The organism is Paenibacillus sp. GCM10027626, from assembly GCF_042676285.1.
GTDB lineage: Bacteria > Bacillota > Bacilli > Paenibacillales > Paenibacillaceae > Paenibacillus_Z.
The window spans coordinates 738873-752021 of the sequence record NZ_JBHTHC010000001.1; the positions used below are offsets into that span (position 1 = coordinate 738873).

Consider the following 13149-nt stretch of genomic DNA (forward strand, 5'->3'; position numbering starts at 1 on the left):
CGGTTAAGGAGGCGTCACTTATGAAAGAAGAACTGGTTCAAGAAGCATTGGAAGCCCGAAAGCAGGCTTATGCTCCATATTCCAAGTTTCAGGTTGGGGCTGCCATCCGTGCCGGCGGCAAGGTATACCGGGGATGCAATGTGGAGAATGCATCCTTTGGCCTTAGCAACTGCGCGGAGCGGACAGCCGTCTTCAAAGCGGTATCGGACGGGCACCGCAAAATCGAGGAAATTGCCGTTGTCGGGGATACGGAAGGACCGATTTCCCCTTGCGGAGCTTGCCGTCAGGTCTTAGCCGAGTTTTGCGACGGCGACACCAAAATTTACTTGAGCAACCTTCGCGGGGATACCGAGGAATGGACGATGGCGGAGCTGCTGCCGGGAGCCTTTAAAGCGAAGGATATGGAAAAAAATTAAAAAGTGGACGGACAAGCACCTTGCTCTTTTTAGCGACTATGAAAGCGCTTAATGAATAATACTGAGATTGTCAGGCAGCTTAATGAAATACACACTGCTCAACAATGGGGAGGACCGACACGAATGAAATATTTAATTGCTATCTTGGGTGTCCTTGTCGTTTTTGGAATGGCTTTTTTGGTTAGCAACGATAAAAAGAATATCCGTTACCGTCCTTTGGCCGTGATGATTATACTGCAGCTCATTCTGGGCTTCTTCCTTCTGAACACAAACATCGGCGAATATCTGGTCAAGGGAATAGCGAAAATGTTTGAATCCCTGCTGGAGTATGCCGGCGCCGGAATTAATTTCGTATTCGGCGGAATCGTTAACGAAGGAGCGACCCCTTTCTTCCTTAACGTGCTGCTCCCGATCGTGTTCATATCCGCGCTGATTGGTATCTTGCAATACATCAAGGTGCTGCCGGTCCTTGTAAAATATATCGGTATCGTCTTGAGCAGAATCAACGGCATGGGCAAGCTGGAATCCTATAATGCGGTGGCTTCGGCAATCCTGGGGCAATCCGAGGTATTTATCTCGGTGAAAAAACAGATTGCGCTGCTTCCGAAACACCGGATGTACACGCTTTGTGCATCCGCGATGTCGACAGTGTCGATGTCCATCGTAGGTGCATATATGACGATGATTGAGCCCAGATATGTCGTAACAGCGCTGGTGCTAAACCTGTTTGGCGGCTTTATCATCGCTTCCATTATCAACCCTTACCAAGTCCCGAAAGCAGAAGATATGCTTGAAGTTCAGGAAGAAGAGAAGCAATCTTTCTTCGAGATGCTCGGTGAATACATTATGGACGGCTTTAAGGTGGCCATTACGGTAGCGGCTATGCTGCTTGGCTTCGTCGCATTGATTGCTTTGATCAACGGTATTTTCGACGGCATTTTCGGCATTTCGTTCCAGGAGCTCCTCGGTTATATTTTTGCTCCGTTTGCTTTTGTGATGGGCGTGCCTTGGAAAGAAGCAGTCGACGCTGGCAGCATCATGGCGACGAAGGTGGTATCGAACGAATTCGTGGCCATGCTTGACCTTGGTAAATTCACGGACCTCTCGGCCCGTACGACTGGCATTGTTTCCGTATTCCTTGTGTCCTTTGCGAACTTTTCCTCAATCGGCATTATTTCTGGCGCCGTTAAGGGCTTGAACGAGAAGCAGGGGAATGTGGTGGCGCGTTTTGGCCTGAAGCTGCTGTACGGCGCTACGCTGGTCAGCGTTCTTTCGGCAACGATCGCAGGCGTATTCCTGTAAGGCCGAAAGGAATTAGCGGGCTTTTGGCGAAATTTAATTCAGAATCGGGGGAAAAATGACATGGAACCATTTAAACGTATTCACCTCATTGTACTTGACTCGGTCGGCATTGGAGAGGCGCCCGATGCGGCAGCCTTTGATGACATCGGCTCCGATACGCTTGGACATATCGCCCGCGAGTGCGGCGGCTTGAATATGCCGAATATGGCCGCGCTGGGCTTGTCGAACATCCGCGAAATCCAGGGTATCCCGAAGGCTGAGAAGCCCCGTGCATATTTCACGAAAATGCAAGAGGCGTCGAACGGCAAGGATACGATGACCGGTCATTGGGAGATCATGGGCCTGTACATCGAAACTCCGTTCCGCGTGTTTCCGGAAGGCTTCCCGGATGAGCTTATTGCCCGCATCGAAGAAAAAACGGGCCGCAAGGTGATTGGCAACAAGCCGGCCAGCGGCACGGAAATCATTGCCGAGCTTGGTGAAGAGCATATGGAGACTGGGGCCCTTATCGTGTACACCTCAGCCGATTCGGTCCTGCAGATTGCGGCGCACGAAGAGATCATTCCGCTAAAAGAGCTATATGAAATTTGCGAGTTTTGCCGCGAAATTACCCTGGAGGATCCTTACATGCTCGGCCGTATCATTGCCCGTCCTTTTGTTGGAACGCCGGGTGAATTCAAACGGACTGCGAACCGTCACGATTACGCGCTCAAGCCGTTTGGCCGAACAACGATGAATGAACTGAAAGATGCCGGGTTTGACGTGATCGCGCTTGGCAAAATCTCAGATATCTACGATGGGGAAGGAATTACCGAAGCGGTCAGAACCGTTTCCAATATGGATGGCATGGATAAGTTTGCTGCCATGATGGACAAGGATTTTAAAGGCCTTAGCTTTATTAACCTTGTGGACTTTGATGCCGTTTACGGACACCGCCGCGATCCGAAGGGTTACGGCCAGGCGCTGGAGGAATTTGATGCGCGATTGCCGAAGGTATTAGGCATGATGGCGGAAGACGACCTGTTGATTATCACAGCCGACCATGGCAACGACCCCACGTACAAAGGGACCGACCATACACGTGAATTTGTGCCGCTGCTTGCCTATTCCCCGCGCTTCAAGGAAGGCAAAGAGTTGCCGGTCCGCAAAACCTTTGCGGATATTGGGGCAACGGTCGCCGAGAACTTTGGGGTAACGATGCCCGAGCACGGCGCCAGCTTTTTAAAAGAATTAAAATAAGTCGGTATACGGAGGAATGGAACATGAGTACACACATTGGGGCTAAACCGGGAGATATTGCAGAATCGATCCTGCTGCCTGGTGATCCGTTACGCGCGAAGTATATTGCCGAAACGTACTTGGAGAATGTAATCTGCTACAACGAGGTACGCGGCATGCTCGGATTTACCGGGACGTATAAAGGGAAACGCGTTTCCGTGCAGGGAACGGGCATGGGCGTGCCGTCCATCGGCATTTACGTCAATGAATTGATTTCCGAATACGGCGTGAAGAATTTGTTCCGCGTCGGTACATGCGGTGCCATGCAGAAACATGTGAATGTGCGCGACGTGATTTTGGCGCAAGCGGCCTGCACGGATTCCGGGATGAACCGGCACCATTTCCAAGGCTATGACTTCTCACCGATAGCCAGCTTCCCGCTCTTGAAGGCGGCTTACGAACGCGGCGTAGAGAAGGGCTTGAACCTGCATGTGGGCAATATTTTCACATCCGATGTGTTCTATCGGGAAGAAAAAAGCGCTGTGCAAAAGCTGATGGATCACGGCGTGCTTGGTGTAGAAATGGAGACGACGGCTCTGTATACGATCGCTGCTAGAAAATCGGTGAACGCCCTGACGATATTAACGGTAAGCGATCATTTGCTGACAGGCGAGGAAACGACTGCGGAAGAGCGTCAAACGACGTTTAACGAGATGATGGAAGTGGCTTTGGATACGGCGACCTTCCTGTAAGTGATTAACATGTTGATAAAGCGCGGGATCCGATGAAGCGGCGTAATAAAGCATGAACAGAGAGGAGAATGTACGATGAGAATGGTTGACTTGATTGCGAAAAAGCGCGACGGCAAGGAACTGACAACGGAAGAAATCAACTTTATGATCAGCGGTTATACTAAAGGCGAGATTCCGGATTATCAGGTCAGCGCGATTGTCATGGCCATCTACTTAAATGACATGACCGACCGCGAACAGGCCGATTTGACTATGGCTATGGTGAATTCGGGCGAGACGATCGATCTGTCCGGAATTGAGGGCGTTAAGGTCGATAAGCACTCCACTGGCGGTGTGGGAGATACGACGACGCTTGTTCTGGCTCCGCTTGTAGCCGCGCTCGATATTCCGGTGGCGAAAATGTCCGGACGAGGTCTTGGCCACACTGGCGGCACCATCGATAAATTGGAGTCTATCGCAGGCTTCCATGTGGAAATCAGCAAGGACGAATTCGTGAATCTCGTAAACAAGCATAAAATCGCCGTCATCGGCGCGACCGGAAATATTACCCCTGCTGACAAGCAGCTGTACGCTTTACGCGACGTAACCGCAACCGTAGGTTCGATCCCGCTGATGGCAAGCTCCATCATGAGCAAGAAGATTGCGGCTGGATCCGACGCCATCGTACTGGATGTGAAAACCGGCGCCGGAGCGTTCATGAAGACCGTCGAAGATGCGAAGGAACTTGCCCATGCCATGGTAAGCATCGGCAATAACGTCGGGCGCAAAACGATGGCTGTAATTTCCGATATGAGCCAGCCGCTCGGTGTGGCGATCGGTAACTCGCTCGAGGTTCAGGAAGCGATCGATACGCTTCGCGGCGAAGGACCGAAGGACCTGGAAGAGCTTTGCCTTGCTCTCGGTAGGCAAATGGTGTTTCTTGCGAACAAGGCGGATTCGCTCGAGGATGCCGAGGAGAAGCTGAGAGAAGTGATTCGTAACGGCAAGGCACTCGAGAAGTTTAAAGCATTCATCGCGAATCAAGGCGGCGATCCATCCGTTGTGGAACATCCCGAGAAGCTTCCTCAAGCCCAGTTCAAGATTGAGCTTCCCGCACTGGATGACGGCGTGGTTGCAGAGCTGGTGGCCGATGAAATCGGCCTGGCAGCGATGCTGCTGGGCGCAGGACGCGCAACGAAGGAATCCGAGATTGATCTCGCTGTAGGCCTGATGCTGAACAAGAAGATCGGCGACTCCGTCAAAAAGGGCGATTCCCTTGTAACAATCCACGCCAATCGCGAAAATGTGGATGACGTCAAGGAGAAGCTTTATGCGAGCATCCGCATTTCAGATCATGCCGAAGCGCCTGTCCTTGTGCACGATATTGTAACGGAATAAACTTAGATGCAAATACCAAAAGCCGTTCCCCAGTAATGGGGACGGTTTTTTTGACTACATAAGTTTATAACTCAACTTTCGTACATCGATAGCGCTAACGAACCTGAGACACGCTATTTGCCGAAAAATCGGCTTGCTCTGCGTGTAACGAACCTGAGACACGCTATTGATGGAAAAAAGGGGGGAAAGTGATCGATTTTCGGTGAATAACGATCGGAAGATTCGTTACAGCCCAAAAAGCCCCATTCTGAGCCGAATAAGGATTATCAGGTTCGTTAGCTCAATCCCTCCAAAGTTCCGAACAAAGCGCCTCTTCTGTGCCAGCCGGAATTGTTCCTCATACCATTTGAGTTTGGCCGACAATTCCACATTTTGCTGTTGTAGCTAAATTCGATTGTAGTGAGCTTTCCGTACGGATCATTCAAGTGAACTGCCAGAACTCAAATGCCCATATGGAAAATAAAAAAGATTGATGTCACAAATGTCGCAGATGAAACGTTATACATAGTAAATACAAGTTTGGAGGGTCAAAATTGCTGGAACAGGAAACAATTCATGCTTTTATTAGCGGAGATGAAGAGGCACTTGAAGAAGTAATCGATACTTATAGCAAACCGCTTCTCCGATATTGCGTTTCCATTTTGTGTGATGCAGAAGAGGCAAAGGATATTGTACAAGATACCTTTATCAAAGCATACGAAAAAAGAAGACATTTTCAGTTAGGAACATCGATGAATTCTTGGTTGTATCGCATTGCATATACAACGGCCCTTGATGCGATGAGAAGACGGAGACGCAGATTTAAACTCTTGAAAGCGAGTGCAAAGATAAGCGCTACTCAAGAAAGTTACATTTCTGAGCCTCTCTACAGTATATTATTGTCTTTATCAGTGGCAGACAGAGCATTGCTTTACGGCAGGGTTTTGGATGCAAGATCATACAAAGAACTGTCACAGATATTAAACGTATCCGAATCAACACTTAGGAAACGATTCGAACGGCTGAGAAGCAACCTCGCAAAGAAGGTAGAACATAGGATATGTTATACGACAGAGGAGTGTGTGCAATGAATATGGAAATCATCCGAAAACAATTGGAAGAAATTAACCCCCCAGAAATAAATATTAGGCAAAATGTATTACATCAGATTCGAACTCGCAGGCAAAATCGTAAACGGCACATGAAGATCTCGGCGGTAGTCGCTTTACTAGTTGTAATCATTGGTACTGTACAATTTCATGAGATTGCAGCTATGGCTGAAAATGTATACAGGAACATTCAAATATCACTAAATAACGAAATCTTGGTTATCGATGACAATCTGGAAATGGTACCGGTTGAGGTGAAAGGTCTCACATGGATCGGCAGTCAGCCGAACAGAGTTGGATCGAAGCATTATACCGATATCAATGCCGCAGAAGACGAACTAAGGATAAAGCTATTACAAAACACAATGAGTTATGAATCTGCTATTCAGAGACAGGTTCCTTTCTTATACTTCGAAGAACGAAATATCGCACAGCTTTTATTAGGTGATTTGTTCATTGGGGATTTGAAAAACTTCAGTGAAACCATTCTGGATAACGGTGATAGACAACTCTCTTACAGTACAGATCATGACAGTATCTACAAGTCTCCCGTATCGATGAGAGTTTTATTTTTCACTGGAGGAAGCATAAATTATGGAACTGACAACTGGGATATCTATGATTATGAAGAAAAATATATAAGCCCAGTGAATGGTATTACAGCATACCTTTTAACAAACACGTTCCAAGTCGAATCGGGTGAGGAAAGGCTATTGATATATGCAGCAAACAATACCACAGATAAGATTACTGTTTTTGTACATGACAATTTGTTCTACACAATTTCCGGAAACATTCCATCCTCAGAGATGAAAAAAATTATCGATTCTTTTGTAATTGATAAACAGCCATCAGCAGAGGGAATATTGAGATAATTAATTAACTGCGAATCTTGGGATGAGCGAGAAAAACTTTAATTGCGAGTCTTGAAGTACAATCATTAATTAACCTTTGTGTTCAGTTATACTTTTTCACAAAACCCGTATTTTGTACATATGTATATAAATCGATTTAATGCCTAGTAACTACTGAATTTTCATTTAGTGTCATACACCATATAGCTCGATTTTTCGTTCTGTTTTTTTATAAGTTCCCCTTTCTTGCAGTAAAAAAGCAATTCGGATTTAATCCGAATTGCTTTTTCTTTGAATACTGTGCTCCGGTACCGCCAACGGAAAGGCCAAGCGATGTCAAACCCTCGGATTTATCATTCATCCTGGATTCCCAGCAACTCATAACGTTGTTACAAATGGCAATCCTAAAACATCAGCTATTGTTCCGCGTTTTTATTAATTACTCCTTTAATCCTTCTAACTCCAGCAGCAGAAGATTGTTCTTTTTTAATACTGAACTTTCCTAAGTTTGTTGTATCTTCTACATGAGGTCCTCCACATACTTCTCGACTCCAAACTTTCCCTTCGTTATCTTTGATTGTATACACCTTAACGATATCCGGATATTTATCCCAAAAATTCCCTTCAACATTACTTTCTTTCGCTTCAATTTTAGGCATCTCTGAAATATAGGTAACTGCTTTTGATGAAATCGCATCATTCACATACTTTTCCACCTCAGCTATTTGCTCTGGCGTAAGTTTTTCATCATGGTTGAAGTCAAACCGTAATCGTTCTGAAGTAATATTACTTCCTTGTTGATGAACATGATCACCTAAAACTTCCCTTAAACCAGCAAGTAATAAATGAGATACCGTGTGCAGCGCTGTTGTTTCTGTTGAATGTTCAGCTAATCCACCTTTAAATTTACCCGCAGAAGCAGTTCTGCTCTTTTCAGCATGTTTCTTTGCCGCCTCTATATAAGACGCCTTGTCCTCCATGCTATATCCACTTTCAGTTAGAAACTCTTCCGTCAACTCCAAGGGAAACCCATATGTTTCGTAAAAATAAAAGGCATCTGCACCTGTAACTTTACCCTTATTCTTAAGATGTTTTTGTATTTCAAATTCTCCTTGCTGTAAAGTTCTATAGAAAAGATTTTCTTCCTTATTTACTATTTCGATAACTTTCTTTTTATTACCGATCAAATCTTCATAAGCTGTTGCTTCATCTATATAAACTTCAGACAACTCACCCACAAAACTTCCTTGTATACCTATTTTTTTACCTGCACGAATCGCCCTTCTTAATAACCTTCTTGTTATATACCCTGCATCACTATTAGCTGGCTCCGCACCATCATTAATTAGAAAAGTAGCCGCTCTCACATGATCAAGTATGATTCTAAACGACTTTAAATCGTCATTATATTGTTTACCACTTAACTCCATCAATTTTTTCTTGGGATTAAGGAAGAAAGCCGTATTATAAATATCCTTGTCACCATTAAGGGCTGTTGCAACCCTTTCTAATCCGCCTCCATAATCAATATTGGGATTTTGCATTTTTACAAATCCTGTGTCTTCTTTTTTGTAACACATAAATACGTTGTTCCCAATTTCTAAAAACCTCTCGCTTACAGAAGCAGGATGATCCAGTGAATCACCGCCTGGTTCAAGATCATAGAACATTTCACTATCAGGCCCACCCGGTTCACCAACAGGCATATCCAATGGACTTCCGGCTCGACTCCACCAATTTTCTTTTTCATCGTATAAGAATATTTTTCCACCTCTAGATGCCCCATATTGATAGGGATCATCTTCAATGATAGGTTCTATACCAACTGATTTAAATTTTTCTGACCAGATTTGAATGGCTTCCGTATCTTTCTGTATATTCAAATCATCACTTCCTATAAAAGCACTGATATACAGCCTGCCAGGATCAATTCCTAATTCGATAATATGCCAATTCCAAATGGCATCGATTTGCTTTTTCTTATAGTTATTTTCATTTGCTTTAAACTCCCATCGACCTATCATTTCAAAAAATGTCAGATGCGACGTATCTCCTACTTCATCAATATCCACTGTCCTTAAACACTTCTGAATATTAGCAATCTCATTACCTATCGGATGCTTTTCCCCCAATAAATATGGAACCATAGGTTGCATTCCACTTCCTGTAAACAACGTTGAGGGATCATTTTCTGGTAACAAGCTAGAAGAGGGCACTTGGCTAGCCCCTATTCCTTTCATAAAATCAATATATGATTTTCTTAACTCATCTGGTGTCATTTTCACCATGCTCAATACCTCCATTTCAATTATTATTTATTCTCGGAAAATTATTTTGCAAATATTCAAACGAGAAGAAATAAAACAAAAAAGCCCTGAGCTGACATATTTCTTGTCAACTTAGGGCGAACTATTATGTCCGTGTTACCACCTAATTTCAGATTTCTCTGCACTCTATCAATACGGGATATCTCCGATATTGTTTCCTGAATAACGGTGGAACTCCGTTGAAGCCTACTAAGATTCCTCTGTTCGGTTCACAGCTCCGAGACTGCTTCACTATTAGATCAATGAAGATTCGCACCAACCATCTTCTCTCTGTGAGATCCCTAATAGCTACTATTTCTCATCATAGCCTTTTCGTTTTAAGTTAAACCAATGCTATCACACTCAACTTGCTCCGTCAATTTAATTCCACTATTTTTTATAAGGTATAAGTCTGTCGATTCTACCATCAGCTTTGGCAATTCGGTTGCTTCGCATCCTCTGACTTTAGCCAAATTATAATTCTCCCCAACAAACCTGTTGAGCTGTGGGTGCAGAATAGTATGAAGTCACCTCAATGCCCTATTGGTGGAGCAGCGTTTTCACAATGTCGACCGGTATTTTTTTCCGTTTGAACCGCATGGGTCGCAAATGCATGTCTCAACAGATGAGCTTTCAAAACAACTTGATTGCCTTCGGCAGATTGAATTATAATACCATGCAAAAGAAAACGAATGATTGCATTAAGAGATATAACGTTAATGTGTCTCGATTGGTACTGAAAAATATATCTTTTCGGCGGCATTAGATGTTTTCTGCTTTCAACATCATACTCGACCTCTGGAATGGAATCAGACTTATAGGATTCCTTTAGCATTTTTAGAATTTCTGACATAAATTTAAAGACTTCTTCCGGCAAATAATAGTTCTCTGGCTCTTCCCTGCCCTTAGGGAAACCTGAAAATGTAATTTTTTATTGGCGGACTAACACTTTTATCACACAGCAGTCATATCAGACAAGAATATATCAAGCGACCAGTACCACTTCATTTCCGCACAACGATAGAGTTTGAGGGGACCGAATCCAACTCAACTATAGACGTGTCAAATTCGGAGGTCGAAAAGTGCTGGTATACTTCAAGCTGGATCGTCTTGGCGGTCTACTGAGGATGGTTAGCAGCCTTATACAGTAGTGTAAGCGTCAAATAGCCCTCAGTTTGAAACAAACTGAAGGCTAGGTTAGGTCGCGGCTTACAATCAGAAGTACGTCATGTCAATTACAAATTCTATACGCGTGTAAACCTTTATGCCAGCCTTTCTCTCGTGTGACGGCGTGAGGCTATAATAATTCTGCTCACGCTTATGGCTGCTGCTCCAGTTCGGTAATCGGCCGGTCGCAGACGGCGGCCACCATGATCATCGGGGCGTCTCCGTCGCTGTGGCCGACGGAGACTGCGACCCATCGGCGGGCGGATACCGGCCCCCACACCGCAAGATCGCCGTAGCAGTCCTTATCCAACAGCGCCTGGAACAGTGGGGACAAAGGCTCGCCCGCTTGCTTCCGGAACAGCGGCACATGCATGGCCACCTTCCGGTGAGTACCCCATCGGTGGTCCAATTCCCGTACGAGATCCGTCAGATGCTCCTCGGCGGTCTCCACCGCCTTGTTCCACTCGGGCTCGTAGAGCCCCGTGAGGTTATCACTCTCCCAGAGTGGGATGATCAGGAAGCCTTCACCCCTGGTTACGGTCCACTCCCCCGTGTCAGTCTCTCCCTCACTGACCGTCGGACCGGCCGTCGGTATGGGCTGGGTTAGCAGAGCTTCGACATCGGATAGCACCTGTCCGGTCTCGAACGCCTGCCCGGATCGTGCGGTCATAGCCTATCCCTCCTTGAAATCTGTTTGAAAATTGCTCTTTGATTTAATTCTCCATATCATAAGAATTTCCATCCTTCTATTATCCCTAGTATACAGGCCGACACCGGCTCTTACAAGCCCGCAAGATAGGTATACTTAATAGGTGTGCAGGATTTGACGCTTACACAGTAGTGTTCGAGATCGCTACACAATCGGGGACGGGCGAATATTTGAAGGTGTGAAATGGATATATAGCCCTTGCCATCGATGTATGTATTTGTTTAGATAACTGACGCAGGGCAGTGGCAGGCAGCTTCTGATTAGTTACAACTACAGTCAAAGGTCAAAGTTGTATTTCCAAGATTCTTAACCGAATCGTCCATAAGATTTTACTGGCAGTAGGGTCCTTGATCGACCTCCCTAATATCACCCATACCGCTTTTACGGAGATTTATACCATATTCCATATATGCTTTTAGACAACATAGCATGAAGGTCCAGCCAAACGTTTGTCCACGGGATCGCTCAAAACCATCCACTCCCATTCCGAGCCCTTCTTCTACAATGGAAAGCTTAGTGGAATCATTCTCTGCTTCAAATCGCATGGTTACCATGCCTTCTACTCCGCTCCCTGGCCACAAAAAAACGATCTTCTCTTCAGGGATAACTTCAATTACCTGGACTTTTGGTGTCGATTCATACTCATCAAAGCGCCACTGGACGATTCTGTTAGGTTCTAGCCGACCGCTTGCGTAATCCGTAAAATAGTGACAAAGTTTAACAGGATTTACGACGGCTTCAAAGACTTCAGAAATTGGTTTCACTATCCGGAGTACCGCTCGAGCACTATAATCCATTCTGTTCCCTTCCATTCATTATTGCCTTCTGGTGATCTGGTTACTTACTTAACTTGATGTTGTGACTGGGATAGAGTCAGCAGAACGCGAAAAACGTACGTTATTAATTGTGTTCCATCCTGATTCTATCACAAAACGCTAAATTGTGTTGTAGCGGCGACTTGCTTCTGATCATTGACGGGCAGGATAGCGTTACTAACGTTCCTTGTTTTATGTTTCAGGTAAGATGAAACATGTAGTCCTTCAAAAGCGTCAATTTCTATACATTCACAAGAAAGGAGAAGTTTATGAAAAGGCTCGTAGTTCTACTACTAGCAGTTTTCATTCTTCTTACCGTGGGATGCAGTAAGAATGACACGACATCAGTTGGAGAGTCTAGTTCTACCATAGAGAATGTTTCACAGAATCAAGAAAATGCAACAATAGATTATAATCCAGCAAAGGTTCTTCACGAATCTATATTTGATCCGGATTTTTTTGAGGATGACCGCATTTTCACCTTGCATAAAGCCAAGATCACCGATATCCTGATCGCTGATGAAAATTTGGATGTAGATAAAGGTGTCGTAGCCGGTATGCAAATGGACTACCTTATCTATTTCGAATCCCCAGATGATAAAGCTAAACCCTTATACGTAAGCAGGAAAGATATTCGGGTCTTTAAAAGAATGAATAATTCTACTGAACAGTTCAAACAGCTTATTACTCTCGAAGATTGAAAGTTGGTCGAGGGGTTGAAGTTCAATATTTCTTCCCTGTTAACCTCTCTCTTTTTGGCAACTGAATTTATTGTCTACTAAGATATATAAGTTGAACTATTGAATGTTCTGATTAAAACCTAACACAAAGACGGTCGATGATGGTCAAAGGGGTTCTCATTATCTCATCCATGAATTGTTGCACGTTGGTGCGAATCTCTGCGACTGTGTGGTAAAAAACGTTGTTAATGACATCCGATTTGAGCCATTTCCATAACCCTTCGACAATATTGAGTTTCGGGCTGTATGGAGGCAAGAATACAAGTTCAAGTCGATCTTGTTGCGTAATCGACGGTTGCAAGAAGCTTTACACCGCGATGTTTGCCTGTGGTTTGGATGATACGCTGCTTGCCGCGGAGAAACCACGTTTTTTGAATCGCTTGGTAATCGCGGATCATGGACTCG

General features: G+C 44.9%; 12 protein-coding genes, 1 pseudogene and 1 other annotated feature. Of the genes and pseudogenes, 8 read left to right on the forward strand and 5 right to left on the reverse strand.

Features of this window, described 5'->3' with window-relative positions; genetic code table 11:
- The first annotated feature begins 20 nt into the window (after positions 1 to 20).
- The 7 genes from ACFQ0N_RS03545 (at position 21) to ACFQ0N_RS03575 (ending at position 7028) form a co-directional block, all read left to right on the forward strand.
- Positions 21 to 416, forward strand: a complete 396-nt coding sequence (locus tag ACFQ0N_RS03545; protein ID WP_379322957.1) for a cytidine deaminase — start codon at positions 21 to 23, stop codon at positions 414 to 416.
- Positions 417 to 539: 123 nt separating this feature from the next.
- Positions 540 to 1718, forward strand: a complete 1179-nt coding sequence (locus ACFQ0N_RS03550; protein WP_379322958.1) for a NupC/NupG family nucleoside CNT transporter — start codon at positions 540 to 542, stop codon at positions 1716 to 1718.
- Between the two features lie 60 nt (positions 1719 to 1778).
- Positions 1779 to 2957 carry a phosphopentomutase gene (gene deoB / locus ACFQ0N_RS03555; RefSeq protein ID WP_379322959.1) on the forward strand — a complete coding sequence of 393 codons (1179 nt, stop codon included), beginning with the start codon at positions 1779 to 1781 and terminating at the stop codon, positions 2955 to 2957.
- Between the two features lie 23 nt (positions 2958 to 2980).
- A complete protein-coding gene (gene deoD / locus ACFQ0N_RS03560) occupies positions 2981 to 3688 on the forward strand; it encodes a purine-nucleoside phosphorylase (RefSeq protein ID WP_379322960.1) in 708 nt (235 codons plus the stop codon).
- Between the two features lie 75 nt (positions 3689 to 3763).
- Complete coding sequence (locus ACFQ0N_RS03565) at positions 3764 to 5065, forward strand: pyrimidine-nucleoside phosphorylase (RefSeq protein WP_379322961.1); 1302 nt, start codon at positions 3764 to 3766, stop codon at positions 5063 to 5065.
- A gap of 533 nt (positions 5066 to 5598) precedes the next feature.
- Entirely contained in the window at positions 5599 to 6135 is a 537-nt protein-coding gene (locus ACFQ0N_RS03570; protein ID WP_379322962.1) for an RNA polymerase sigma factor, read from the forward strand.
- Positions 6132 to 7028 (forward strand): hypothetical protein, encoded by an 897-nt coding sequence (locus ACFQ0N_RS03575; RefSeq protein ID WP_379322963.1) that lies wholly within the window; start codon positions 6132 to 6134, stop codon positions 7026 to 7028. Before ACFQ0N_RS03570 ends, ACFQ0N_RS03575 begins: the two co-directional genes overlap by 4 nt.
- Positions 7029 to 7423: 395 nt before the next feature.
- On the opposite strand, the gene ACFQ0N_RS03580 is transcribed toward ACFQ0N_RS03575, so the two are convergent.
- The 4 genes from ACFQ0N_RS03580 to ACFQ0N_RS03595 form a co-directional block, all read right to left on the reverse strand.
- Positions 7424 to 9295 (reverse strand): alanine--tRNA ligase, encoded by a 1872-nt coding sequence (locus tag ACFQ0N_RS03580; RefSeq protein ID WP_379322964.1) that lies wholly within the window; start codon positions 9293 to 9295, stop codon positions 7424 to 7426.
- Between the two features lie 109 nt (positions 9296 to 9404).
- Positions 9405 to 9648: a binding site (T-box leader), on the reverse strand.
- Between the two features lie 197 nt (positions 9649 to 9845).
- Positions 9846 to 10190, reverse strand: a complete 345-nt coding sequence (locus tag ACFQ0N_RS03585; protein ID WP_379322965.1) for a hypothetical protein — start codon at positions 10188 to 10190, stop codon at positions 9846 to 9848.
- A 441-nt stretch (positions 10191 to 10631) separates the two neighbouring features.
- Positions 10632 to 11150, reverse strand: a complete 519-nt coding sequence (locus ACFQ0N_RS03590) for a hypothetical protein (RefSeq protein ID WP_379322966.1) — start codon at positions 11148 to 11150, stop codon at positions 10632 to 10634.
- A gap of 368 nt (positions 11151 to 11518) precedes the next feature.
- Complete coding sequence (locus ACFQ0N_RS03595) at positions 11519 to 12001, reverse strand: SRPBCC domain-containing protein (RefSeq protein WP_379322967.1); 483 nt, start codon at positions 11999 to 12001, stop codon at positions 11519 to 11521.
- 272 nt (positions 12002 to 12273) lie between these two features.
- Here ACFQ0N_RS03595 and ACFQ0N_RS03600 point away from each other — a divergent pair, with 272 nt between their 5' ends.
- On the forward strand, positions 12274 to 12705 hold the full coding sequence (locus ACFQ0N_RS03600) for a hypothetical protein (protein ID WP_379322968.1): 432 nt from the start codon (positions 12274 to 12276) through the stop codon (positions 12703 to 12705).
- Positions 12706 to 12817: 112 nt separating this feature from the next.
- Here the strand turns inward: ACFQ0N_RS03600 and ACFQ0N_RS03605 are convergent.
- Positions 12818 to 13149, reverse strand: a pseudogene (locus ACFQ0N_RS03605) (transposase); the annotation flags it as partial.

Coding starts and splice junctions, on each gene's coding strand:
- deoD (WP_379322960.1), top strand. CDS start 2,981: ATGAGTACACACATTGGGGCTAAACCGGGAGATATTGCAGAATCGATC.
- ACFQ0N_RS03600 (WP_379322968.1), top strand. CDS start 12,274: ATGAAAAGGCTCGTAGTTCTACTACTAGCAGTTTTCATTCTTCTTACC.
- ACFQ0N_RS03575 (WP_379322963.1), top strand. CDS start 6,132: ATGAATATGGAAATCATCCGAAAACAATTGGAAGAAATTAACCCCCCA.
- ACFQ0N_RS03595 (WP_379322967.1), bottom strand. CDS start 12,001: ATGGAAGGGAACAGAATGGATTATAGTGCTCGAGCGGTACTCCGGATA.
- ACFQ0N_RS03580 (WP_379322964.1), bottom strand. CDS start 9,295: ATGGTGAAAATGACACCAGATGAGTTAAGAAAATCATATATTGATTTT.
- ACFQ0N_RS03565 (WP_379322961.1), top strand. CDS start 3,764: ATGAGAATGGTTGACTTGATTGCGAAAAAGCGCGACGGCAAGGAACTG.
- deoB (WP_379322959.1), top strand. CDS start 1,779: ATGGAACCATTTAAACGTATTCACCTCATTGTACTTGACTCGGTCGGC.
- ACFQ0N_RS03590 (WP_379322966.1), bottom strand. CDS start 11,150: ATGACCGCACGATCCGGGCAGGCGTTCGAGACCGGACAGGTGCTATCC.
- ACFQ0N_RS03550 (WP_379322958.1), top strand. CDS start 540: ATGAAATATTTAATTGCTATCTTGGGTGTCCTTGTCGTTTTTGGAATG.
- ACFQ0N_RS03545 (WP_379322957.1), top strand. CDS start 21: ATGAAAGAAGAACTGGTTCAAGAAGCATTGGAAGCCCGAAAGCAGGCT.